Source organism: Paenibacillus sp. NPDC057934, assembly GCF_042887565.1.
Lineage (GTDB): Bacteria > Bacillota > Bacilli > Paenibacillales > Paenibacillaceae > Paenibacillus_AQ.
The window spans coordinates 44,049-67,144 of sequence record NZ_JBHVPB010000017.1; the positions used below are offsets into that span (position 1 = coordinate 44,049).

Annotated in this window: 24 protein-coding genes, 1 rRNA gene and 1 other annotated feature (1 of these 26 only partly in view); of the genes, 1 reads left to right on the forward strand and 24 read right to left on the reverse strand. The window is 48.9% G+C overall.

The window, feature by feature from the left end; genetic code table 11:
- Positions 1–100, reverse strand: a sequence feature (ribosomal protein L10 leader region) (it extends 53 nt beyond the left edge of the window).
- Positions 101–168: 68 nt separating this feature from the next.
- The 15 genes from rplA to ACFVRY_RS27815 all read right to left on the reverse strand — a co-directional run bounded on the left by rplA (position 169) and on the right by ACFVRY_RS27815 (position 11,976).
- Positions 169–861: a 50S ribosomal protein L1 gene (gene rplA / locus ACFVRY_RS27745; RefSeq protein ID WP_379469887.1), complete on the reverse strand. Its 693-nt coding sequence runs from the start codon at positions 859–861 to the stop codon at positions 169–171.
- A gap of 80 nt (positions 862–941) precedes the next feature.
- Entirely contained in the window at positions 942–1,367 is a 426-nt protein-coding gene (gene rplK, locus ACFVRY_RS27750; RefSeq protein ID WP_387503507.1) for a 50S ribosomal protein L11, read from the reverse strand.
- A gap of 75 nt (positions 1,368–1,442) precedes the next feature.
- On the reverse strand, positions 1,443–1,976 hold the full coding sequence (gene nusG / locus ACFVRY_RS27755; RefSeq protein WP_066367701.1) for a transcription termination/antitermination protein NusG: 534 nt from the start codon (positions 1,974–1,976) through the stop codon (positions 1,443–1,445).
- 21 nt (positions 1,977–1,997) lie between these two features.
- Entirely contained in the window at positions 1,998–2,189 is a 192-nt protein-coding gene (gene secE, locus ACFVRY_RS27760; RefSeq protein ID WP_387503508.1) for a preprotein translocase subunit SecE, read from the reverse strand.
- 21 nt (positions 2,190–2,210) lie between these two features.
- Positions 2,211–2,360 carry a 50S ribosomal protein L33 gene (rpmG, locus tag ACFVRY_RS27765; protein WP_076099620.1) on the reverse strand — a complete coding sequence of 50 codons (150 nt, stop codon included), beginning with the start codon at positions 2,358–2,360 and terminating at the stop codon, positions 2,211–2,213.
- 400 nt (positions 2,361–2,760) lie between these two features.
- Positions 2,761–3,405 carry an RNA polymerase sporulation sigma factor SigH gene (gene sigH, locus ACFVRY_RS27770; RefSeq protein ID WP_066367714.1) on the reverse strand — a complete coding sequence of 215 codons (645 nt, stop codon included), beginning with the start codon at positions 3,403–3,405 and terminating at the stop codon, positions 2,761–2,763.
- Positions 3,406–3,571: 166 nt separating this feature from the next.
- Entirely contained in the window at positions 3,572–4,093 is a 522-nt protein-coding gene (locus ACFVRY_RS27775; RefSeq protein ID WP_066367715.1) for an NYN domain-containing protein, read from the reverse strand.
- A 2-nt stretch (positions 4,094–4,095) separates the two neighbouring features.
- Entirely contained in the window at positions 4,096–4,857 is a 762-nt protein-coding gene (rlmB, locus tag ACFVRY_RS27780) for a 23S rRNA (guanosine(2251)-2'-O)-methyltransferase RlmB (protein WP_066367721.1), read from the reverse strand.
- A 37-nt stretch (positions 4,858–4,894) separates the two neighbouring features.
- The gene (locus ACFVRY_RS27785) at positions 4,895–5,332 is read right to left on the reverse strand and encodes a Mini-ribonuclease 3 (protein WP_387503509.1); all 438 of its coding nucleotides are present in this window, start codon (positions 5,330–5,332) and stop codon (positions 4,895–4,897) included.
- On the reverse strand, positions 5,329–6,738 hold the full coding sequence (gene cysS, locus ACFVRY_RS27790; protein ID WP_387503510.1) for a cysteine--tRNA ligase: 1,410 nt from the start codon (positions 6,736–6,738) through the stop codon (positions 5,329–5,331). Before cysS ends, ACFVRY_RS27785 begins: the two co-directional genes overlap by 4 nt.
- A 53-nt stretch (positions 6,739–6,791) precedes the next feature.
- Entirely contained in the window at positions 6,792–7,487 is a 696-nt protein-coding gene (cysE, locus tag ACFVRY_RS27795) for a serine O-acetyltransferase (RefSeq protein ID WP_066367735.1), read from the reverse strand.
- A gap of 605 nt (positions 7,488–8,092) precedes the next feature.
- Positions 8,093–9,556: a glutamate--tRNA ligase gene (gene gltX / locus ACFVRY_RS27800; protein WP_387503519.1), complete on the reverse strand. Its 1,464-nt coding sequence runs from the start codon at positions 9,554–9,556 to the stop codon at positions 8,093–8,095.
- A gap of 52 nt (positions 9,557–9,608) precedes the next feature.
- Positions 9,609–10,097: a 2-C-methyl-D-erythritol 2,4-cyclodiphosphate synthase gene (gene ispF / locus ACFVRY_RS27805; protein WP_387503511.1), complete on the reverse strand. Its 489-nt coding sequence runs from the start codon at positions 10,095–10,097 to the stop codon at positions 9,609–9,611.
- Positions 10,094–10,792, reverse strand: coding sequence for a 2-C-methyl-D-erythritol 4-phosphate cytidylyltransferase (gene ispD / locus ACFVRY_RS27810; RefSeq protein WP_387503512.1), 699 nt, complete (start codon positions 10,790–10,792; stop codon positions 10,094–10,096). Before ispD ends, ispF begins: the two co-directional genes overlap by 4 nt.
- 95 nt (positions 10,793–10,887) lie before the next feature.
- Entirely contained in the window at positions 10,888–11,976 is a 1,089-nt protein-coding gene (locus tag ACFVRY_RS27815; protein WP_387503513.1) for a PIN/TRAM domain-containing protein, read from the reverse strand.
- A 212-nt stretch (positions 11,977–12,188) separates the two neighbouring features.
- Here ACFVRY_RS27815 and ACFVRY_RS27820 point away from each other — a divergent pair, with 212 nt between their 5' ends.
- Complete coding sequence (locus ACFVRY_RS27820) at positions 12,189–12,584, forward strand: nucleoside triphosphate pyrophosphohydrolase family protein (protein WP_379469902.1); 396 nt, start codon at positions 12,189–12,191, stop codon at positions 12,582–12,584.
- A gap of 218 nt (positions 12,585–12,802) precedes the next feature.
- Here ACFVRY_RS27820 and pssA read toward each other — a convergent pair whose 3' ends face one another.
- The 9 genes from pssA to rrf form a co-directional block, all read right to left on the reverse strand.
- A complete protein-coding gene (gene pssA / locus ACFVRY_RS27825; RefSeq protein WP_175370365.1) occupies positions 12,803–13,540 on the reverse strand; it encodes a CDP-diacylglycerol--serine O-phosphatidyltransferase in 738 nt (245 codons plus the stop codon).
- 65 nt (positions 13,541–13,605) lie between these two features.
- Positions 13,606–14,679, reverse strand: coding sequence for a DNA integrity scanning diadenylate cyclase DisA (gene disA, locus ACFVRY_RS27830; RefSeq protein WP_066367769.1), 1,074 nt, complete (start codon positions 14,677–14,679; stop codon positions 13,606–13,608).
- A gap of 13 nt (positions 14,680–14,692) precedes the next feature.
- Positions 14,693–16,060: a DNA repair protein RadA gene (gene radA / locus ACFVRY_RS27835; protein WP_066367772.1), complete on the reverse strand. Its 1,368-nt coding sequence runs from the start codon at positions 16,058–16,060 to the stop codon at positions 14,693–14,695.
- Positions 16,061–16,371: 311 nt separating this feature from the next.
- Positions 16,372–18,840: an ATP-dependent protease ATP-binding subunit ClpC gene (clpC, locus tag ACFVRY_RS27840; protein WP_387503514.1), complete on the reverse strand. Its 2,469-nt coding sequence runs from the start codon at positions 18,838–18,840 to the stop codon at positions 16,372–16,374.
- A 36-nt stretch (positions 18,841–18,876) separates the two neighbouring features.
- On the reverse strand, positions 18,877–19,941 hold the full coding sequence (mcsB, locus tag ACFVRY_RS27845; protein ID WP_387503515.1) for a protein-arginine kinase McsB: 1,065 nt from the start codon (positions 19,939–19,941) through the stop codon (positions 18,877–18,879).
- A gap of 28 nt (positions 19,942–19,969) precedes the next feature.
- Positions 19,970–20,494: a protein-arginine kinase activator protein McsA gene (gene mcsA / locus ACFVRY_RS27850; protein WP_387503516.1), complete on the reverse strand. Its 525-nt coding sequence runs from the start codon at positions 20,492–20,494 to the stop codon at positions 19,970–19,972.
- A gap of 30 nt (positions 20,495–20,524) precedes the next feature.
- Positions 20,525–20,986: a CtsR family transcriptional regulator gene (locus tag ACFVRY_RS27855; RefSeq protein ID WP_066367794.1), complete on the reverse strand. Its 462-nt coding sequence runs from the start codon at positions 20,984–20,986 to the stop codon at positions 20,525–20,527.
- Between the two features lie 426 nt (positions 20,987–21,412).
- Complete coding sequence (locus ACFVRY_RS27860; protein ID WP_387503517.1) at positions 21,413–22,588, reverse strand: GNAT family N-acetyltransferase; 1,176 nt, start codon at positions 22,586–22,588, stop codon at positions 21,413–21,415.
- 414 nt (positions 22,589–23,002) lie between these two features.
- Positions 23,003–23,096: ribosomal RNA gene (gene rrf, locus ACFVRY_RS27865) — 5S ribosomal RNA — on the reverse strand; the annotation flags it as partial.

Genomic DNA, 23,096 nt, shown 5'->3' on the forward strand with positions numbered 1-23,096 from the left:
TACACGGCATGCCGGGCAACTTCTTATTTCTATCACAACACCTCGGTAGGAAATTAAGCCTTAGGGCACCTACTGTCTACGGTAAGCATATTCAAGTTCAAAAATGATACCTTAGTTCGTCACAACTGTTATAGAATATCAAAGATGACTGCAAGAGTCAATCCCTAATTATCTGAAAACAGTAGTGTTTACACGAGCGCTTGGTCCCATAGTGGAAGAAATCGAGATGCCTTTCAGGTATACACCTTTAGCAGCAGCCGGTTTCGCACGGTTCAAAGCGTCGATAAGAGCTTTAAGGTTGTCATTCAATTTTGCTTCGTCAAAGGACACTTTGCCGATTGGCGCGTGAATTTGACCAGCTTTATCGAGACGGTATTCAATTTTACCGGCTTTGATTTCTTGCACAGCCTTGGTAACATCGAATGTAACTGTACCTGCTTTAGGGTTAGGCATAAGGCCTTTACCACCGAGCAGACGTCCCAGTTTACCGACTTCACTCATCATGTCAGGTGTAGCTACGCAGACATCGAATTCAAACCAGCCTTGTTGGATTTTGTTGATCATATCTTGATCGCCTACAAAATCAGCACCAGCAGCTTCCGCTTCCTTCGCTTTTTCACCTTTTGCAAATACAAGCACGCGTTGTGTTTTACCTGTGCCATGAGGCAGGACAACAACACCACGAACAGCTTGGTCTTGTTTACGCGGGTCTACGCCCAGACGTACTGCTGCTTCAACGGTTTCGTCGAATTTTGCAGTCGCAGCCTTTTTCACAAGCTCTACAGCTTCTGAAGGCTCGTAAGTCGCTTCGCTGTTAATCAGCTTAGCAGCTTCTTGGTATTTCTTACCGTGTTTAGCCATGAAATGTTCCTCCTTTGTGGTAATAGCGGAATTTCCTCCCACATATTGCGGTCATAATCGACCAATGCATCGAATACTTATTAGTCTTCGATTGTGATACCCATACTGCGGGCAGTACCTTCAACCATAAGCATAGCAGCTTCTACGGAAGCAGCGTTAAGGTCGGGCATTTTTTGCTCAGCGATTTCACGAACCGCTGCGCGGCCCAGCTTAGCAACTTTCTTCTTGTTTGGTTCACCGGATCCTTTTTCTACTTTCGCAGCGATGCGAAGCAGAACGGCAGCCGGAGGAGTTTTGGTGATGAATGTAAAGGAACGGTCTTCAAATACTGAAATTTCAACCGGGATGATCAGGCCAGCCTGGTCAGCAGTACGAGCGTTGAATTCCTTACAGAATGCCATGATGTTGACACCCGCTTGACCAAGCGCCGGACCTACTGGTGGCGCAGGGTTCGCTTTCCCTGCAGGAATTTGCAGTTTCACCATTTTAATAACTTTTTTAGCCATGAGTGACACCTCCTTGCGTCAATAGTGGTCTTCGAACGCACTTAGCGCTCTCCCACAAGAAACCCTTGCGTTTTGTTATATTTTCTCCACTTGAGTGAAATCCAACTCCAGCGGGGTTTCCCGTCCAAACATGTTAACGTGTACCTTGATCTTGCTCTTGTCAGCCAAAATTTCTTCCACGGAGCCCACAAAATTCGCAAAGGGACCAACCATAATACGTACGGATTCCTTGATTTCGAAATCAATCTTCGTCTTAGGTTCAACCATGCCCATATGCTTCAGAATTTGTTCTACCTCTTCTGGAAGCAGTGGTGTAGGTTTGGAACCCGAGCCTGTCGAACCAACAAATCCAGTAACGCCCGGTGTATTGCGAACAACATACCAGGAATCATCAGTCTGAACCATTTCCACCAAAACATATCCGGGGTAAACTTTACGCATGACAGTTTTTTTCTTGCCATCCTTGTTCACCAGTTCTTCTTCCATAGGAACAAGAACACGGAATATTTTGTCTTCCATGCCCATGGACTCAACGCGCTTTTCCAAATTGGCTTTGACCTTATTCTCATACCCAGAATAGGTATGAACGACATACCATCTTTTTTCCATACCAAGCCACCTGGAACCTCTCTAAATAATCGCTTCAATCACAGCGGAAATACCGATGTCCAGAACCCAGAAGTAAACAGCGATAACTATAATTGTACCGACAACGATCAATGTATAGTTCTTCAATTCCTTACGACTAGGCCAGCGAACTTTTTTGAGTTCACTCCAGCTCTCAGTGAAAAAGGAAAACAACGACTTGAAACTACGTTTCACGCCGACTACACCTCCCAAAGACTATCTGGTTTCGCGATGAGGAGTTTGCGAGTTACAATACTTGCAAAATTTCTTCATCTCCATGCGGTCGGGGTGATTTCGCTTGTTTTTGGTTGTCGCATAGTTTCTTTGTTTGCAACTTGTACAAGCCAAAGTGATAATTACCCGCATGATGTGCACCTCCCGAAGACGTCCTTCTAACGGTAAAATTAGAAGACGCAAAATTGATCCTAAAAAATGCCGCGAATTTAGGCCTACCTAAAACACTTTAGCATAATGTCAAGGCCTGTGTCAACGAAAGAATTGCCCTATTGCACTGGGTATTTCCGGGTGTTATCGTCACGTGTTGTACCCTGCCTTTAGTCTTGTCTTTTCCACTGGTTTTCGCTGTCATCCTTATCATTATGGAGCATTCCGACTGTGAATAAACCTGTTTGCACGGCGTTCTATCATTTTGCTGCAAAAGCTAAGAATCTTCCGTTCCGGAAACTATATCAGAATAATCATCCGAAAATTAAGAATCCACTAAAAAAAGACTCGTTTACCCGAGTCTCTCCTGTCCATTATATCATCAATTGTCACGCACTTCCAGATATCTTTCCAATTTGCGCTTCACCCGCTGCAAAGCATTGTCAATAGACTTCACATGTCGCTTCAAGTCCTCGGCAATTTCCTGATAGGAACGGCCATCCAGATAGAGCATCAGCACTTTACGCTCCAGATCACTAAGGATCTCCGCCATCTTGTCTTCCAGCCCGATGAATTCCTCCTGATTAATAATCAGCTCTTCGGGATCAAGCACCTGAGACCCACAGATCACATCCATCAGTGTCCGGTCAGAATCCTCATCATAAATGGGCTTGTCCAAAGAAACATAGGAATTGAGCGGAATATGCTTCTGACGAGTTGCCGTCTTGATCGCAGTAATAATCTGTCTTGTGATGCACAGCTCTGCAAAAGCTTTGAAAGAAGACAGCTTGTCTCCCTTGAAATCACGAATGGCCTTGTACAAGCCGATCATGCCTTCCTGGACAATATCTTCGCGGTCAGCCCCGATCAAAAAGTAGGAACGCGCTTTAGCACGTACAAAATTACGGTATTTGTTAATTAAATGCTCCAATGCGCCACTGTCGCCACCACGGAAAGCCTCGACAATATCTTCATCGCTTATGAAATCATACTCGGACAGCATTATTTCCTTGAGGTCGACACTCACCAAGAATCCCCCCGGCTGCAACGCAAGACACATCGTTACTTCGCAAAATATACGATCAGTATATATTATGTTACCTAAAAACGTCAACCGAAGTTTCCCCAAAAACAATCATGAATAGCATAATATGGGTTTGCAATGACATTTCCGGGTCAATTTCCGTATTTTTTCATTGCCGCCGCCAATTCTCTAGCCTGCTGCGCACATCAGGGGGCAATTTATCCTCCAGCGAATGCCGTATTGAACCTGTACTTCCCGGCTCTATAGCTTTCTTGACTTCCTTCTGATTATCTTCCACTTCAATCCGTAATTCCCTTGCCGAAATTCGAAGTGCCCCTTGCGCAAAAATAACATGCTGTTCCACAAAATCACTGGTGGCCACATAAATCTGCCGGCGGCGATGACTATATTCCCCCACCAACCGTTCGATACATTCATCGGCGGTTTCCTTCTCCTTCGTGAAATAGACCTGAACTTTGCCCTGCACAAACGACCGCCCCAGCCCTGGAACGCGGTATGCATCAAAAACGGCGATGACCCGGCGGCCCGAATATGCCTGATAATCTGCCAGCAGATCCAGAAGTCGGTCGCGCGCTTCCTGCATACCCTTCTTCGACAATGCCGCAAGATCCGGCCAGCCGCCAATCATGTTATATCCGTCTACTAGTAGCACATCGCGCCAGTCGGCCATAGCTATCCCTGCTGACGCCGGCGGCGCAGCGCTTCGTACATCACTACGCCCGCAGCAACGGACGCGTTAAGAGAATTTATTTTTCCGGACATCGGCAGTTTGAGCAACACATCGCATTTTTCCCGAATCAGACGACCCATCCCCTTGTTCTCATTGCCGATTACAACAGCTACCGGTCCTGTGAAAATATCAGAAGCATACAGATCCTGGTCTGTATCGACATCTGTACCCACTACCCATATCCCCTGTTCCTTCAGGCGATCGATAGTCTGTCCAAGATTAGTGACACGCGCTACTGGAACATATTCCACCGCACCGGCTGAAGTTTTGGAAACCGTCGCTGTAATTTGCGCAGAACGGCGCTTCGGTACAATAACACCATGAACGCCGGTGCAATCTGCAGTACGCAGAATGGAACCGAGGTTATGAGGATCTTCGATCTCGTCTAGCAAAATGAGAAAAGGAGCTTCTCCTTTGGCTGCCGCCACAGCCAGTAAGTCATCAACCTCTACATACGCAAACGGTGCCGCTTGTGCTACTACACCCTGATGCTGCACACCCGGAGCCAATTGGTCCAGCTTACGCTTGTCCACATGTTGAATCACAATGCCCGCTTTACGGGCTTCAGCCACGATTGGCGCGGTCAGATGCTTTTGTGCCGTTTCAGAAATCCATATTTTATTCAAAGTACGGCCTGCACGCAGCGCCTCTAGCACAGAATGCTTTCCGGCCAATATTTCTTCTTCTGTCTTCAATTCTTCCATTTTTGTTGCCTCCTGTTTGTGGTCATTCCTAATTAGATCATGGCCGGTTCTGCATAAACTCTATGCCGGTGTGCACAATTTCCTGTAATCTTGCCTGCTGTCCCGTATAGTATAAATACCCGATCAAACATTCAAAAGCCGTAGCATGACGGTATTCCAACACATTAGCATTCTTTGGGATCGTTCCCGACTTTGCATTCCGCCCTTGGCGGGCAATATTCTGCTCTTCTTCATTCAGCACCGGCTCCAGATGAGCAAGAATGGCACACTGCGCCTTGGCCGACACCAGCCCCGTTGCCGTACGATGCAAATGATTCGGCCGCAGATTCGGCAGAGATACGAGGTACTGCCGGACGGCAACCTCATAAATAGCGTCACCTACGTACGCTAGTACGACAGGTGAGAGGAGCCGCGCCGGCTTAGATGGATCATACGGAAACCATCCTTCAAAGTTCATCGTTTCTTCATTGCTCATTTACGCCGCCACCGCATTCCCTGCGGAGTGTCTTCAAGAAGAATTCCCATCGCACTCAGCTCATCGCGAATTTCATCGGAACGAGCCCAGTTCTTATTCGTGCGCGCCTCTACCCGTTCAGCAATTAGCCGCTCAACTTCCTCGCCCGCTACTTCTTCCTCTTCAGCTTCAGACGTCAAGATCAGCACCTTGTTCATCTCATCAAAAGCCTTCAGCAGCGCAGACAGATCGGCAGCAGAAGCGTGATTATCCGTCAAGGTTAGGTTCGCCAGACTCACCCAATCGAATACAGCCGTAATCGCGTCCGGCGTATTGAAGTCATCCTGCATCTTAGCATGGAATACCGCCAGAATACCGTCAATCTTATCGTTGATTTCTTTACTTACGGCAGCTCCGTCAGCAGTTCCGGCTAGTTCCAAGCGATGCTTCACATTGCTCACCGCACCGGAAATCCGCTCCACACTTTTCTCTGCCGAGGCCAACGCATCCGTCGAGAAGTTCAGCGGGTTGCGGTAGTGTGTCGAAAGCATGAAGTAACGGATCGTTCCCGCTTTGAAGCGCTCACGGATATCCTTTACCAAGAGACCATTTCCGAGTGATTTCGACATTTTCTCGTCTCCGATATTGAGGAAACCATTATGCATCCAATAATTAGACAGCGGCTTGTCGGTTAGCGCCTCAGTCTGTGCGCATTCGCACTCATGGTGCGGGAACTGCAGATCCTGTCCACCACCGTGGATATCCATAGTGTCACCAAGAAACTCACGGGCCATAGCTGAGCACTCAATGTGCCAGCCCGGGCGTCCTGCTCCCCATGGACTCTCCCAATATACTTCTCCAGGCTTCGCCGCTTTCCAGAGTACAAAATCCTCTGGTTTCTCCTTGCGGGCATCTACTTCTACCCGAATCCCGAATTGCAGTTCCTCCAGGTTCTGACGCGACAACTTACCGTAGTCCTTGAACTTAGCCGTCCGGTAGAACACATCCCCGCCACTTTCATAGGCATAGCCCTTATCCTCAAGATCCTTAATGAACCCAATAATGATCCCCATACTATCCGTTACTCGCGGATTCAAGGTGGCCGGCTTGACATCCAGCCCTTTGAGATCCTCATAGTAAGCTGCTATAAACATTTCCGCTACTTCAGCCACCGTAATGTTCATCTCTTCTGCCTTGCGGATCATCTTGTCATCGACATCTGTAAAGTTCGTAACATACCGAACCTCGTTACCTAGCTGCTCCAGATAATTGCGAACCGTGTCGAATACGATAACCGGGCGGGCATTACCGATATGCATATATCCGTATACAGTAGGACCGCATACGTACATTTTCACCTTGCCCGGTTCCTGCGGTACAAACTGTTCCTTACTGCGCGTCATAGTGTTGTAAATTTGCAAAGCCATCTTATTCCAATCCCTTCTGTTATCGCCGGTTCCCCTTTTGAATACCGGTAAACTTAAATTTCATAATCGCCAATGTACTGCTGGCTTTCGAGACGCCGCTGCTCGGCCTTCTGTTTGTCTTCTGTACCGCCCAATTGCTCTCTTATTTCTTCAATCTCCTTCTGCAAAAAGCGGAGTGAATCGACAAGCGGATCTGGCATTTTCGTATGATCAAGCCGATCAGATACCCGTTCCCCGTTGCGTTTGACCACACGTCCCGGATTTCCTACAACCGTGCTATTGTTAGGCACTTCGCGCAGGACGACCGCATTGGAGCCTATATTAGAATTGTCGCCGATTCGAAAGGATCCTAATACCTTTGCACCGGAACCAATGACTACATTATTACCTATTGTAGGATGGCGTTTGCCCTTTTCCTTACCTGTTCCCCCCAGCGTGACCCCTTGATAAATGATGACATCATCACCAATCTCACAGGTCTCGCCGATTACAATGCCCATGCCGTGGTCAATAAATAGCCTGTTGCCGATAACAGCCCCGGGATGAATTTCCACGCCGGTCATAAATCTGCTAAATTGCGACACTATGCGCGCGAGTGTATAAAAATGACGCTTAAAAAAATAATGAGCGAGCCGATGACCCCAAATAGCGTGCAGACCTGCATAGGTGAAGACAACCTCAAACCAGCTTCGGGCTGCGGGATCATTGTCAAAAACAGCCCGAATGTCCGACTTGATATGCTTAAACATCGCGCTCCCCTTCTCTTGGCTTCCTTGCCTCCTGCTTACAGGTCTGCGCGGAAGATAATGTCTTCTGGAACAACAACCTGTCTGTCTCTCTATAATAAAAAGCTTCTATAAGACACACGCGGAAATGTCCCAATTCCTTCAATAACCCTCTGCTCCAGCATATGCCGCATTACCTGCTTTGACTGTCCGTACGCAAACAATCATTTCCTACTGCCATTATGGAAAATCAATAAAAAACGCCCCTGCAGCATAATGCTGCAGAGACGTTAAGACGCGGTTCCACTCTGCTTGGACGAGTTCTCGACTGCCGTGAATATCATTGCAGCAGGTTCTCCGTCCCCCTTGGCGTCCATAACGGGGACGTGCCGGCGCAACCTAACGAACCCTTGCAAAAGGACGCTCAGCCGTGCAGCTCACAGGCGCATGTTCCGTGGCAGACAAATGAATAACTCTCAGCCTGAAAAGGTTGAACTCTTCGCGGTTATTCTCTCTGGCAATTGCCTTATTGCACGTACTTTTCCTGATCACAGCTATTATAGTATTCTTCTATCTTAGCGAAAAGATGAAGGACTGACAAGGGGCAGTCCGCAATCGCCCAGCAACGCTTAGGCTCCTTTAATCTGCAATTTCAAGCGTTCAATGACCCGATTTTGACCCAGCAGGGCAATCGTGGCATTGAGATCACGGCCATGTGTTTGTCCAGTCAATGCGACACGGATCGGCATGAACAGCGCTTTGCCCTTATTTCCGGTCTCCTTCTGTACCTCCTTGATCAAAACAGCGATATGAGCTGCATTGAACTCGGAGGCACCTTCAATCTTCGCCAAGAATGCAGATAGCACTACAGGGACCGTATCTTCCGCCAGTACCTGAGCGGCTTCCGCTTCCAGCTCCAGGTCACTGCGGAAGAACAACTCTGACAGGCCTACAATATCGGAAGCCGACACTAGTTGTTCCTGATAGAGGGCTACCAGGCTTTCTGCCCAAGCCTGCTCTTCTTCGTTAAGTTCGGCAGGAAGTCTTCCCGCTTGCTGCAGATGAGGAATGGCCAGCGCGGCAATCCGCTTCGGATCGGCATTTTTAATATAATGGTTGTTCAAGTGGGCCAGCTTGTTTGTATCGAAAACAGCTGGACTCTTGGACAGTCTGTCCGACGTAAAGATACGGATGAGTTCTTCCTGGCTATAGATTTCCTCTTCCCCTTCCGGCGACCAGCCGAGCAGAGAAATGAAATTGAACATCGCTTCCGGCAAATATCCGAGCCCGTCATACTGCTCAATGAACTGAATAACCGATTCATCGCGCTTGCTGAGCTTCTTGTGGTTCTCGCCAACAATCAATGTCATATGCCCGAATAACGGCGGTTCCCAGCCCAGTGCCTCATAGATCATCAGCTGGCGTGGCGTGTTGGAGATATGGTCTTCTCCGCGCAGCACATGCGAGATTTTCATTAGATAGTCGTCCACCGCAACCGCGAAGTTGTAAGTTGGAATTCCGTCTTTTTTCACAATAACAAAGTCGCCCATTTCCTTCGTATTGAAAGAAATACTGCCTTTAACGATATCATCAAAAGTGTACGTCCGGTCTTCCGGCACCCGGAAGCGGATGCTCGCTACACGTCCCTCGGCTTCAAACGCAAGGCGTTGCTCCTCGGTCAGATCACGGTGCTTGCCGGAATAGCGCGGAGTCTCGCCCCGAGCCGTCTGCTCTTCGCGTTCTGCTTCCAGCTCCTCTTCCGTGCAATAGCAGCGATAAGCCAGTCCACGGTCCAGCAAGTCCTGCCAGTGAACACGGTACAGATCCAGCCGCTCTGTTTGGCGGTAAGGTCCGTACTCGCCACCCACATCAATACTTTCATCCCACTCAATACCGAGCCACTTCAAGTATTTCAGCTGGCTTTCCTCGCCTCCGGCGATATTGCGTTTCACGTCCGTATCTTCGATCCGGATAATGAATTTCCCGCCCTTGTTGCGGGCGTACAAATAATTAAATAACGCCGTTCTGGCGTTTCCGATATGTAAATGTCCCGTAGGGCTCGGTGCGTAGCGCACCCGGATTTCATCCGCCATTTCAATCCCTCCGCTCATGTTGTTAAAAATTAAATTCTCTGGTTCAGCCATCTCATGATGATATCACATCTTTAAGCAGACAGACAATAGATTGCGCTGCTATCCCCTCGCCGCGTCCGGCAAAGCCGAGCTGCTCCGTAGTGGTTGCTTTAACGTTGACCTGAGTGCTCTCTGCACCCAGTGTACGCGCGATAATTTCCGTCATTTGTGGAATATACGGTGCCATCTTCGGCTTTTGGGCAATAATAGTGGAATCAATGTTCCCAAGCTTGTAGCCCCGCTCCCGCGCAAGCGCCCACACCTGTTCCAGCAGTTTCAAGCTATCCGCGTCTTTGAAAGCCGGATCAGTATCCGGAAAATGACGGCCAATATCCCCCAGCCCCAGTGCGCCCAGAATGGCGTCGCTGACCGCGTGCAGCAGCACGTCGGCATCGGAGTGGCCCAGCAGCCCCTTTTCATATGGGATGGTCACTCCACCGATAATACACGGCCTGCCTTCCACCAACTGATGCACATCAAACCCTTGTCCTACAGCAATCATTTGTCTCCCTCTCCCCTGGTTCTTTCTGTGAATTCCGCAAAATCAAGATCTTCACGCGTCGTAATCTTAATATTCCTGTAGCTGCCCTCTACTACAGACACAGCAATACCGGCGCGTTCGGCCAGACTGGAATCATCCGTACCGAGAAATCCATCCTGCTCTGCCGCTTCATAGGCCATCAGCAAATCAGACAGACGAAAAGTCTGCGGGGTCTGAATCGCCCACAGACTTCGCCGATCCGGTGTAGACACTACGGTCCCCCCGCTGTCCACCTGCTTGATCGTATCCTTGACCGGCACAGCTAACACAGCAGCTCCGCTCTGAAGTGCCTGCTGGTAACAGGCCTCAATCTCGCTAGGATGCACGAACGGCCGGACACCGTCATGAACCATTACCCATTCGGTGTTCAGTTGCAGTAGTCCACGGTACACTGAATGCTGTCGCTCGGAGCCGCCTGGAACAATCGCCTTAACCTTGTCCAGCTTATAGGATGCAGTCCATTCCCGGCATCGCTCCATATCCTCAGCCCCGGTAACGAGGACGATCTCGGAGATCCGCTCATGCCGCTGGAACACCTCCAGCGTATGTACAGCAATCGGTTTGCCCTCCAGCAGCAAGTACTGCTTGCTTTCTGCCGTCCCCATCCGTGTTCCTTTGCCTGCCGCCACAATCACGACGCCCACACTGTTTGACATTCCCTAAGCTCCTGTCTTTCACGTATACCCCCATCATAACGTGTTTGACCGGCATTTCCAACCCATTTCAGAGCTTGTACAGGTGATGTTCAGACTTATTGTGCCTTCTCCAGCAGCTTCGGCTTGGCAAAGATCATCCGGCCGGCCGAGGTCTGAAGAACACTGGTCACCAGAACTTCCATCGTCGTACCAATATATTCACGTCCGCCTTCTACGACAATCATCGTTCCATCATCGAGATAAGCCACTCCCTGACCATGCTCCTTGCCATCCTTGATGACTTGGACAATAATCTCTTCTCCGGGAAGCACGACTGGCTTCACTGCGTTAGCAAGATCATTGATATTAAGCACGGATACCCCCTGCAACTCACACACTTTGTTCAAGTTAAAATCGTTGGTGACAACTTTGCCGCGCAGCACCTTGGCTAGCTTGACCAGCTTGCTGTCCACCTCGGAGATCTCTTCGAAATCGCCCTCATAGATCAGGACTTTAACATCCAGCTCTTTTTGGATTTTGTTCAAAATGTCTAGTCCACGTCGTCCGCGGTTACGCTTCAGCAGATCGGAAGAGTCGGCAATATGCTGCAGTTCCTCCAGGACAAATTCAGGAATGACAATTGTTCCTTCAATAAATCCGGTCTTGCAGATATCGGCAATCCTTCCGTCGATGATTACACTGGTGTCCAGAATCTTATGTTCCTCCAGCCCGCGGCCTTCTGGCTCGTCCGCTTGCCCGAAGCGACCACTGGTCCACAACTTGGCCAGTTCCTGCTTTTTCTCCAGCCCGATCCGCATTCCCATATACCCCAAGGCAATCGTAGCAGCTACCTGAAGCAGTTGTCCGCCCTTTCCCAGCCAACCCATAGCTGGATGTAACAGAATTGACAGCACCAGACCTCCGGTCAAACCAGCGGCTCCTGCAGCAAGCTCATTCATGGGCACACGTGAGCAGAACTGAACCGCCTCCCGTAGCTTTGCACCTCCCCATTCTGCGCTCAATGTTCCCGCAATCAGAAAAATAATGGCTCCCAGCACCGCGAATAAAATGCTTCCCTCCACCGGCAGACTATCTGCCAGTCTCCCTGCACCTATAGGAAAACTTTTTTCTGCCGCATGATATAACGAATAACCGCCCCAGCCCCCGCATATTGCAACGAAGGACAAAATCAATTTTTTCCACATAACTTGCGCACCTCCTTCTATATTCATCCTAAAATGATGTATTCCTCACCAGTATGTTCCAATTTTTAGGACGATAATCGCGGGTGCCGTTATTTTTTCTGCGCAATAGATTTATATAGGACGATTGCAACGGGAGGTCTTACTTCCGGGTTGAAAATAGTGGATGCCCTGGCATATAATGAACTCAATTACGAACCCAGGGGTGAATGGAAATGAGCGCACTAAGTTTACAGGCCTTTCAGGATCAAGTCTCCGAACTGCTGCTCCGTCACCGTAGTCTGCTGGATGTGCTGTCCAAGAACGGACAGAGCAGTGCATCCGTCAACCGCGCCGTTGTCAAAGCCATTACAGAATGCGGTTGCATTCAGCTGCATGCCACGAAACAGGTTTTTGAGCCCGGTTCCGGGCTAGAACATGCAAAAGAGCTCGCCGGTACCCACGTAGAGGGCCAGTTGTGTGAGAATTGCCGGGAGGTAATCGGCTCCGAACTCGGCCGTGAGTTGTTTTACATGTCCGCCCTCTGCAATTTACTTGATATCAATATGGACGAGGTTGTAGAAAAGGAATCACAAAAATGTGCTACGTTGGGATTGTTCAATCTATCCTAGACTCAAGTAATTGGGCTGCTTTTCACTTTTCTTTGTAATTCATGTTTCGAAACACCGCCATTTTATAAGGTTCCGCATATAAAAAGAAAACGGGTACCGCCTTCATTAGACGGTATCCGTTTTTTGTATTCACAAAGAAAAGGCTCTGCTGTCCTCACAGGACTGCAAAGCCTTTCTCATATCGCCAAATTCTACTTAGTAACTGTAAGCTCCTGCTGTTAGCCGTTCTTGGAATGATACACTTTGTCTTCAGAACGTCTTCTGCGGCGGTGGCGGCGTCTTGCTGTCAACCGATCGAGATTCTGCTTAAAGCCGTATAGCGCATAAAGACCCAACAGTACGAAGATCAGTTTAGCAATTTGTTCAGGGAAAATCACGGCCACGACCACGGCCACGACAATCACCAGCGGCGCGCCAATCATTGCTTTCTTAGGCAGACCAATCTTTTTGAAATTCGGGTATTTCACCGTACTTACCATTAGATAAGATAAGAGCAGAGTCGCCACAATCATGAATCCAGGGGACACATCTTTATGGAAAAGCGCCAATGTGGCGACAACGCCACCAGCGGCAGGTATTGGCAAACCGATAAAATAGCCGGGAACTCCCGGGCGTACGTTAAAACGGGCTAGGCGAAGTGCGCCGAACACCGGGAAAATAGCAGTAACCGTCCAACCTAATGCCGAATTGAGGTCCTGCAAACTCGTCATATACATAATCAACGCGGGAGCAACCCCGAACGATACGATATCCGACAATGAATCGAGCTCCTTGCCGAATTCACTCTCACACTTGAGGGCACGAGCCACACGGCCATCCAGACCGTCAAGTAACATTGCAATAATAACCATGATCGCAGCCATACTAACCTTTCCATCCAGCGCCATCATGATCCCAAACATTCCGAGCATCAGGTTACCAATGGTAAACAGACTCGGAATTGATTTTTGTATCAAATTCTTCACCTCTACATTCTAACTTTGAGCCTCTGCATCACTAATATTACGTGATTGTATGATATTTACATTTGTCTGTCAATAAGCACTTGTTTCTGTAAACGTTTTAACCCATCCTGAATATTGCGGGCTCGCACCTCACCAATTCCGTCAACTTCGTCCAATTCTGCGATGCTGGCCGTCATTAAATTAGGGAGCATCTCGAAGCGCTCCACCAGATTGTGAATGATCACATTCGGCAGTCGCGGAATTTTGTTAAGCAGGCGGTAACCGCGCGGTGTCACCACTTCTTCCGAAGCAACAGCTGTGGAGGAATAACCCAACAGACGGGCGATATGGTTATCGTCCATCAGTTCATCGTCCGACGCCCGTTTAAGCCCGGCAATAATTTCGCGGATCTTTTCCTCTTGTTCTTCCCTTGCATAGTCTCTGTACAAAAGCCATGCTTCTTCCTCTGTATTTCCGACCAGTTCTTCCATCTGCATGCTAATCAAGCGGCCTTCATTGCCCAATTCATTGATGTAGCGTTTGATTTCCATTTTAATTCGGAGCACCATCTCCACCCGTTGGATAACCCCAACCACTTCCGCTACTGTCACAATCCCCTCATATTCGGAAGCGGACAGGTTGGTCAGACCTTGAGTCAGAACTGCTCTGTACTTCTCCAGTGTCTGAATGGCTTGATTGGCTTTCGCAAGAATAGCGCCGATCTCCTTCAGGGCATAACGGATAGAGCCTTGGTACAGCGTAATAATGTTTCGGCGCTGGGAGATGGAGACCACCAGTTTCCCCGTTTGCTTGGCTACGCGCTCAGCTGTCCGGTGGCGGATTCCTGTCTCAATGGAGGAGATCGAGGAGTCCGGGATTAGCTGTGTGTTGGCATACAGTATCCGCTTAAGATCCTCGCTTAGGATAATGGCCCCGTCCATCTTGGCCAGCTCATACAAATAGTTTGGCGAAAAATCGCAATTAATGGAAAATCCGCCGTCTACAACTGCCATTACCTCTGGACTGTATCCAACGACGATAAGCGCGCCGGTCTTGGCTCGTAGTACGTTCTCCAGCCCTTCCCGGAAAGGTGTACCAGGTGCCGCCAGTCTGAGCAGATCATTCATATTATCTGATAGGTTTTCTTTCATGTCCCTGTGCCCCCTAATCTAACGCGACCGATAGTGCCTCTGCTACGGTGCTGACGCCAATAATCTGAATATCCTGCGGGTGCTTCCAGCCCTTCATGCTCTTCTCAGGCATGATGACCCGCCGGAAGCCAAGTTTTGCAGCTTCCTTAACACGTGTTTCCGCACGCGACACACCTCTCACCTCACCGGTAAGACCAACCTCCCCGAAGAACACATCATACGGTTTAGTCGAAATATCCCGAAAACTGGAGGCGATGCTGACTGCCACGGCGAGATCAATCGCTGGCTCATCCAGCTTCACGCCACCGGCTACATTGAGATAGGCATCCTGATTCTGTAAGAACATGCCCATCCGTTTCTCCAGCACGGCGATGATCAGCGCCATCCGCTGGTGATCCATCCCCGTACACATTCGCCGCGGTGACGGAAAGTGTGTTGCTGCGACAAGGGCTTGCAGCTCTACAAGCACCGGCCGGGTGCCCTCCATGCTGGCCACGACTGTCGATCCTGCTACCCCAAGCGGGCGTTCTGACAGGAAAAGTTCGGAAGGATTCTCGACCTCAACGAGTCCCCCCTCGCCCATTTCGAAGATGCCAATCTCATTGGTAGAACCAAAGCGGTTCTTGACCGCCCGGAGTAGCCGGTACGTATGATGGCGTTCCCCTTCGAAATACAGCACGCAATCCACCATGTGTTCCAGCATTCGCGGTCCGGCGATGGCGCCCTCCTTGGTGACATGCCCTACAAGCACTGTGGCAATCCCGCGGATTTTGGCGATTCGCATGAATCTTGTCGTACATTCCCGAACCTGTGTCACACTGCCGGGGGCACTCGTGACTTCAGGCAAAAATACGGTCTGAATGGAGTCAATGACAAGGAACTGCGGCTGGATCTGCTCTATGGCTTCCTCGATGCTTTCCATGTTGGTCTCACACAGCACGTATAGCTCACCTGACAACGCCCCGAGGCGATCCGCACGCAGACGGGTCTGGCGCACCGATTCCTCACCAGAGATATACAGCACGCGCAGCCCCTGCGTCGTTAATGCATGTGAGGTCTGAAGCAGTAACGTGGATTTCCCGATGCCGGGATCGCCGCCCACCAGCACCAGTGAGCCGGGCACAATGCCGCCCCCCAGGACACGGTTGAGTTCGCCAATGCCTGTCAGGATACGCGGCTCCTTGTCACTTTCTATATTTATGATCGACTGCGCTTTTTCTTTACTATGAAAAATAGGGGCGCTCATGCCCTGGGTTTTGACTACGCTTTCTGTTTCCTCCACCATGGAGTTCCATGCCTGGCAGCCCGGGCATTTCCCAAACCATTTGGGTGATTCATACCCGCATTCGGTGCAGTAAAACTTTGTTTTCGCTTTGGCCATGACGTCTCCTTACTGTCGGAACTTTTGTTAAAAACAGAATATTTCCTGCCAATAAAAGTTTACCATTTCTGCCCCTTGAACGAAAGGCCATTCCGGGAGCGATTTGCACCTGTTTGTCGTTAGGATGGGCGAGTTTCCTAAAAAGAATGCTTTCGAGCAAGCAGAAACTGCTTTATCGTCCTCTAAGGGACGTTATCCGTTTTATCGAGAAATATAAGGATGATTGATATCGTAAAACATATAAATCCTTATATTTAAAAAAAGCCCTCAATTCTCTTATCGGAGAATTGAGGGCTTTTGGATAACAATTCTTATTCAGCTTCTACTTCTTTTTCCAAAGACAGGCTTTCCGGCTTGGCTTCCCGGTTAACTACAAGCTCGTTATCAACCTCATCAATGGTCAACGAATCGCCTTTTTGGATATTGCCTTTCAGCAATTCCTCGGACAAACGGTCCTCAATATGTTTTTGGATCGCCCGGCGAAGTGGTCGAGCACCAAAGGCAGGATCATATCCTTCTTTGGCCAGGAACGCCTTGGCCTTATCTGTAAGGACAAAGTCGACGTCATATTCACGCAGCCGCTTGCGCAACTCGTCAGCCATTAAGGTCACGATCTCGGCAATATGTTTCTCTTCCAGAGAGTGGAAGACGATGATCTCATCAATCCGGTTCAGGAATTCAGGGCGGAAGCTCTTCTTCAGTTCTTCCATAACCTTGCCCTTCATATTGCTGTAATCTGCTCCTGCATCTTGTACAGCGGTGAAGCCAAGCGTCGAATTCTTCTTGATCGCCTGTGCTCCAACGTTGGAGGTCAGAATGATCAGTGTGTTACGGAAGTCGACTACACGGCCCTTAGAGTCAGTCAGACGACCATCTTCAAGCACTTGCAGCAGAATGTTGAATACTTCCGGATGCGCCTTCTCGATCTCATCCAGCAGGACGACAGAGTAAGGTTTGCGGCGTACTTTTTCAGTCAATTGTCCGCCTTCTTCATATCCTACATATCCTGGAGGCGCTCCAACCAGACGGGACGTAGAATGCTTCTCCATGTACTCCGACATGTCGATCCGGATCACTGCGTTCTCGTCGCCAAACATCGCTTCAGCGAGTGCACGAGCCAACTCTGTCTTACCTACACCGGTTGGTCCAAGGAAGATAAAGGAGCCCATTGGACGTTTCGGATCCTTAAGGCCCGCACGCGCCCGGCGGAGTGCCCGGCTGACAGCCTTAACCGCTTCATCCTGGCCGATCACACGTTCATGAAGCAGAGCTTCCATGTTCAGCAGGCGATTAGTCTCTTCTTCCTTCAGCTTGCTGACCGGAATACCAGTCCAGCTAGCCACAACCTGTGCGATATCCTCAGGGGTAACCTCAGAATCGGTACGGCCTTGTTTCTCTTTCCACTGATTCTTAGTGGTATCCAATTCCTCGCGGATTTTCTGTTCAGTGTCACGCAGCGCAGCCGCTTTCTCGAACTCCTGGCTTTGCACCGCAGCATCCTTCTCTTTACGGATATCATCCAGGCGGCTTTCCAGTTCCTTCAGATTCGGCGGAATCGTGTAGGAATTGAGTCTTACCTTCGAGCCTGCTTCGTCGATCAGGTCGATCGCTTTGTCCGGCAGGAACCGATCTGGAATGTAACGGTCAGACAACTTAACAGCTTCTACAATTGCTTGATCCGTAATCTTCACACGGTGGTGAGCTTCATAACGGTCACGCAGTCCGAACAGGATCTGTACAGCTTCCTCTGGAGAAGGCTGATCCACCGTAATCGGCTGGAAGCGGCGCTCCAAGGCAGCATCTTTTTCAATATATTTGCGATATTCATCCAGCGTCGTAGCCCCGATGCACTGCAACTCTCCACGGGCTAAAGCCGGTTTTAAGATGTTGGAGGCATCAATGGCACCTTCCGCACCACCTGCACCAATGAGAGTATGCAACTCGTCAATGAAGAGCACGATGTTACCCGCTTGACGAATCTCGTCCATAATTTTCTTCAGGCGGTCTTCGAACTCACCGCGGTATTTTGTACCGGCCACTACGGAACCCATATCCAGGGTCATAACACGTTTGTCACGCAGAGTCTCGGGAATTTCGTTGTTAATGATCTTCTGTGCCAGTCCTTCGGCAATAGCTGTCTTACCAACCCCTGGTTCACCAATCAGCACCGGGTTGTTCTTGGTACGACGGCTGAGTACCTGAATTACGCGCTCAATCTCTTTGCTCCGGCCGATAACAGGGTCAAGGTTGCCATCTTTGGCATAAGCCGTCAAATCACGGGCCAGACCATCCAGCGTTGGTGTGCTGACATTGGCTGGAGTACCGGTGTGGCTGGAAGCCGCCTCACTGCTGCCCAGAAGCTGCAGTACTTGCTGGCGAGCCTTGTTCAAGCTAATGCCCAGGTTGTTGAGTACGCGAGCAGCTACGCCCTCTCCTTCACGGATAAGTCCGAGCAGGATATGCTCTGTGCCGACATACGTGTGACCCAGCTTGCGGGCTTCGTCCATCGACAGTTCGATAACTTTCTTGGCGCGAGGAGTATAAGCAATGTTCGTAGGCTGCTCTTGGCCTCTGCCAATCAGTGTTTCCACTTCGTCCTGAATCTTCTCAAGACCCAGACCCAAACCGATTAATGCTTTTGCGGCAATGCCATCGCCTTCGCGAATAAGCCCAAGCAAAATATGTTCTGTCCCAATATTGTTGTGTCCCAAACGAACGGCTTCTTCCTGAGCCAAAGCAAGCACTTTTTGTGCGCGTTCCGTAAATCTTCCAAACATCATATCTCCTGCACCTCCATGAATATTAAATATCTATAATTAATGTTGTGGTCCCAATGTTTCGCGGAGCAGCTTCGCCCGATACATATCGCGTTCGGTAGATGTCATCTCGTCGCCAAACATTTTCTGCAAAAATCCAGGCTGTGTCTTGACATTCAGCTCGTTGAGCACGGAGAGCGATGGCCCTTCCAGGATACCTAAATCAACACCAAGCCGGACATCTGACAGACGTTGAGCGGATTCCTTGAGTTCCATCACTGCTGCGTAGGATAAAATACCGTAAGAACGCATCACCCGGTCGGTTATCCGTAGCGCTGAATCGGCCAGCAGACGCTCACGGGCATTTCGTTCATGCTCGATAATCTGAGTCACTACGCTATGCAGGTTCTCAATGATCTCACTTTCAGTTTGTCCAAGGGTAATTTGATTGGAGATCTGAAAGATGTTCCCTACTGCTTCGCTGCCTTCACCGTAAATTCCTCTTACGGTCAATCCCACCTGATTCACAGCCGAGAGAATACGATTAATCTGATGCGTCATGACGAGAGCTGGCAAATGCAGCATCACGGATGCCCTAAGACCTGTTCCAACATTTGTTGGACAGCTTGTGAGGTATCCTCTTTTATCATCAAAAGCGTAATTGACTGAAGCCTCAAAGATATCGTCAATGGCTGCGGCACGTTCCCATGCTTCCTTGACATGGAGTCCGGGGAAAAGACACTGGATCCGCAGATGATCCTCTTCGTTGATCATAATGCTGACCGACTCGTCGTCGTTCAGAATCACGGCCCCACCGCGAGAATCATTAGCCAGATTGGGACTAATGAGATGCTTCTCCACAAGTACCTTCTTATCCAGTTCCTCCAGATCATCCAGCCTCAATAGCTGAAAAGCGCCAAAGTCTGCTGCAGCCTCTCCCTGAAACACAGGACTAAGCTGTTCCAATACCTCTTCCGACTGCTCAAGCGATGCAAGCAGAGGAAAAGGGAGATGCTGCAAATTGCGGGCGATTCGCATACGACTGCTGATGACAATCTCGGAATGGTCACCGTCGCTGCGCATCCAGTCACTAAGTGCTTTTTCGGTAAAACGGAGACTTGACATGTCATATCCCCCCTATATATCAAAGACTTTACTCTTGTGCGATTTCTTTTTCAAGTTCACGAATCTGATCCCGCAAATGAGCCGCGGTTTCGAACTCTTCCTGAGCGATGCTCTGCTGCAACTGCAGCTTCAGTTCGTCGATTTGACGTCTGAAAACAATCCGTGCTCCAGCGCGTTTCGGAATCTTGCCCACATGCGCTGTGCTACCATGCACACGCTTGAACAGCGGGTCCAGGGCACTGTTGAAATACTTGTAACAAGAGCTGCAGCCGAAGCGGCCAAGTTTACTGAACTGGGAGTACGTCATTCCACAGTTCTCACACTGCAGACTCTGTGTGTTTCGCGAAGCGGCGGTTTTCTCTTTGCCGGCTCCCTCCAGATCAAGCAGACCGGAAAGGAGACTGTGAATGGAGAAACCTCCGGCTGTCCCCGGAATCAGTTCTCCCTTTTCACGCGCACAGCTCTCGCAAATATGAAATTCCGTCTTCTCTCCATTTACGATTTTGGTAAAATGGAGCGTTGCCGGCTTGGCGCCACATTCCTGGCATAACATAAGGTAAAGTCCCTCCCTTAGGATTGACGTTTATTTGCCCAATAAAGAGATTAGCATGGCCTTCATAAGCTTGGCACGAATCTCATCCCGGTACGGAAGCTTAACCGTCAGGCATTCCCGGGAAATGGCAGCACGCATCAGGCATGCTTCCCGCTGGGTTAGAAAACGGGCTTCCTCCAGCTGATAAATTAGCCCTTCGGCAGTATTTTGATCAATTCCGGCCCCAATCGTATGATTCAGATGGGTATGCAAGGCCACATTCTGAGGCAACTCAAAACGCTGAATCCGGATATAACCGCCACCTCCGCGCTTGCTCTCCACGATGTACCCTTTTTGAAGAGTAAAGCGTGTACTGATGACATAGTTGATCTGTGACGGCACGCATGAGAACTGGTCCGCCAGGTCATTTCGCTGGATTTCCACCGTACCTTCGGGACTTTCATGCAAAATATTCTTCAGATATTGTTCGATAATATCGGAGATATTACGCATCACTCATCCTCCAGTATTCCAATCTTGATGTTGCAATATCGCCATTGAAAGCGGGTCAACAGTCCGATTAAAGCGGTCTTTAAAAAACTTACCCAACTACAAAACAGCGAATCCTAGCCGTCGTAGTCACTTCATGGTACGGTACAGACACTATAGTGTGACCTTAGCGCTCGAAACTACATACCCTGTAAGTCAGTGGAAAGTTCAAAATACCTCTTATTTCAGCTTGCGTTGACTTTGACTTTCTTTGACTTTTTTAATATTATAACATATTTTTTTGCAATGCCAAGTGGCTACTCTTATTTTTCACAAAATGTGATCATTGTATTCGAAGCTCGAGCTTAAAATCATACGATCTTGAGGTGTAAAAAGCCCCTTCACAGCGATTGCCATGAAAGAGCTAGAGTTTTATATGAATGATTAGGATCAGAAAAAGTCAAACAAAGCTGTCTTCTGTGCCGGGATGATATCCTCCAGCCACTGTACTCCTATTTCACTTCCGGTCAACCTACCTACCTTGGCCATTTCCACGGGACGTTTGTACCCTAGCAGTAGTATCGTCAAAGTTCCAATATCGAGGACCACATCACCTTGTGTACCCTCTCCTTCAATCTTTTCCAGAGATGCCGTCCCTTGGTCTGTAATCTGCCATTCCCAAAGTCCATGATTCCACGGCGCATGCTGATCCTCAATGAATACCTTCAGTTGACCAGAAGAAGCTAGTCCACTGAAAGAATACTCCTCTATAAAAGACTTGGCATTCACAATGCGGCCCATAAAATAAGGATGATTCTCCTGGGTAATTCGAGGATCTGGCAGCAGGAAAGGCAGAATATCATCACTTGGAACAAGCTTTAGCGCTGCCCCAGTCACCATGGAGTCATGATTAGCCAGGAAGGTCCATAGTGCTTGACGCGAAGCTTCATTCAAATATACAAACTCCCTGATGACCAGTTCTCTATTCTCTAACTTATATAGGATATACCCTTCTGGATCACCTTCTGGCGAATAAAAGACCGCATGATGTGTATTCTCATTCAGAACGGAGTGTTCCCACCAGTCTTTGCTTCGAAGGAGAGTTCCGTTATATCGCGAGGCAAAACGCTCATATAATGGTTCAAGCTGCTCAAGGTCCACCCGCACATCGCGGCGAACAATTCCTTTAACATCGATTTTTCGAGGAAACTTCGAGACAGGAATAGTATAATTCTTCGTTTCACAATAAATCTCCCAGCCAAATTTACGATAGAACGGGATTAGGAAGGGATGCAAAAAGGATAAGGTTTGCCCTGCTTCATTCATGGTCTCCAGCGTATGTGACAACAGTTTGGCTACAAGTCCTTGTCTACGGTTCTCCGGCCATGTAGATACACCGGCAATTCCCCCCATAGATACGGTACGGCCTTGTAAGTTGACCTGGAGTGGGAGCAGCGTCAGCATGGCGCTAAGCGTTCCGTCCTCAAAAATCCCCCAAATTCGTTCCGGTTTGAATCTTTCTCGAGCCTTGTCTTTGTCTTCGGTGGAAAGTTTATACTGAAAAGCATATTGGGATAAGCTTAAGCTATCCTCAAATTCAGTGGAATTCAATTGCCTGATCTCCATTAACTCACCTCATCTGTACAATAATCGATCTAATGTGAGTATACAGGCATCCAACTTTCATTGCTAATTCAAAGATAAAAATAAGAGTATATCAACAACTTATCCACAGACACAAACCTCAAAGTTTGCTCTCCAACGACTAAGCTTCATCAATCCCAAGAGTTATCCCCGAATTACCGGATTTTATCCACATATTCAATTTTTTATCCACAAAAACCGTGTATTACTCAGCTTTTTACTTGACGACCCTATATAAATGTGCATTGTATCCACATAAATGTGATGATCTATCTTAGGATATTGTGTCCACATGTGCGTAAGTTTTCTGTCTTTTCCTGAAATTATCCACAACATTTCCACAGGTCTGCACAACGCAAAAAACCATTGTTGAAATACTCAACAATGGTTTGAATTGCTTGGCGGCGTCCTACTCTCCCAGGACCCTTCGGTCCAAGTACCATCGGCGCTGGAGGGCTTAACGGTCGTGTTCGGGATGGGTACGCGTGGA

Bases quoted from the DNA above. Each gene is read 5' to 3' on its own strand.
- mcsB (WP_387503515.1), bottom strand. From the start codon at position 19,941: ATGTCAAGTCTCCGTTTTACCGAAAAAGCACTTAGTGACTGGATGCGC.
- cysE (WP_066367735.1), bottom strand. From the start codon at position 7,487: ATGTTTAAGCATATCAAGTCGGACATTCGGGCTGTTTTTGACAATGAT.
- rplA (WP_379469887.1), bottom strand. From the start codon at position 861: ATGGCTAAACACGGTAAGAAATACCAAGAAGCTGCTAAGCTGATTAAC.
- rlmB (WP_066367721.1), bottom strand. From the start codon at position 4,857: ATGGAAGAATTGAAGACAGAAGAAGAAATATTGGCCGGAAAGCATTCT.
- ACFVRY_RS27855 (WP_066367794.1), bottom strand. From the start codon at position 20,986: ATGCGTAATATCTCCGATATTATCGAACAATATCTGAAGAATATTTTG.
- ACFVRY_RS27785 (WP_387503509.1), bottom strand. From the start codon at position 5,332: ATGAGCAATGAAGAAACGATGAACTTTGAAGGATGGTTTCCGTATGAT.
- ACFVRY_RS27820 (WP_379469902.1), top strand. From the start codon at position 12,189: ATGAGCGCACTAAGTTTACAGGCCTTTCAGGATCAAGTCTCCGAACTG.
- ispD (WP_387503512.1), bottom strand. From the start codon at position 10,792: ATGTCAAACAGTGTGGGCGTCGTGATTGTGGCGGCAGGCAAAGGAACA.
- clpC (WP_387503514.1), bottom strand. From the start codon at position 18,840: ATGATGTTTGGAAGATTTACGGAACGCGCACAAAAAGTGCTTGCTTTG.
- ispF (WP_387503511.1), bottom strand. From the start codon at position 10,097: ATGATTGCTGTAGGACAAGGGTTTGATGTGCATCAGTTGGTGGAAGGC.
- radA (WP_066367772.1), bottom strand. From the start codon at position 16,060: ATGGCCAAAGCGAAAACAAAGTTTTACTGCACCGAATGCGGGTATGAA.
- rpmG (WP_076099620.1), bottom strand. From the start codon at position 2,360: ATGCGGGTAATTATCACTTTGGCTTGTACAAGTTGCAAACAAAGAAAC.
- rplK (WP_387503507.1), bottom strand. From the start codon at position 1,367: ATGGCTAAAAAAGTTATTAAAATGGTGAAACTGCAAATTCCTGCAGGG.
- ACFVRY_RS27860 (WP_387503517.1), bottom strand. From the start codon at position 22,588: ATGGAGATCAGGCAATTGAATTCCACTGAATTTGAGGATAGCTTAAGC.
- cysS (WP_387503510.1), bottom strand. From the start codon at position 6,738: ATGGCTTTGCAAATTTACAACACTATGACGCGCAGTAAGGAACAGTTT.
- ACFVRY_RS27815 (WP_387503513.1), bottom strand. From the start codon at position 11,976: ATGTGGAAAAAATTGATTTTGTCCTTCGTTGCAATATGCGGGGGCTGG.
- disA (WP_066367769.1), bottom strand. From the start codon at position 14,679: ATGAAAGAAAACCTATCAGATAATATGAATGATCTGCTCAGACTGGCG.
- mcsA (WP_387503516.1), bottom strand. From the start codon at position 20,494: ATGTTATGCCAGGAATGTGGCGCCAAGCCGGCAACGCTCCATTTTACC.
- ACFVRY_RS27775 (WP_066367715.1), bottom strand. From the start codon at position 4,093: ATGGCCGACTGGCGCGATGTGCTACTAGTAGACGGATATAACATGATT.
- gltX (WP_387503519.1), bottom strand. From the start codon at position 9,556: ATGGCGGATGAAATCCGGGTGCGCTACGCACCGAGCCCTACGGGACAT.
- nusG (WP_066367701.1), bottom strand. From the start codon at position 1,976: ATGGAAAAAAGATGGTATGTCGTTCATACCTATTCTGGGTATGAGAAT.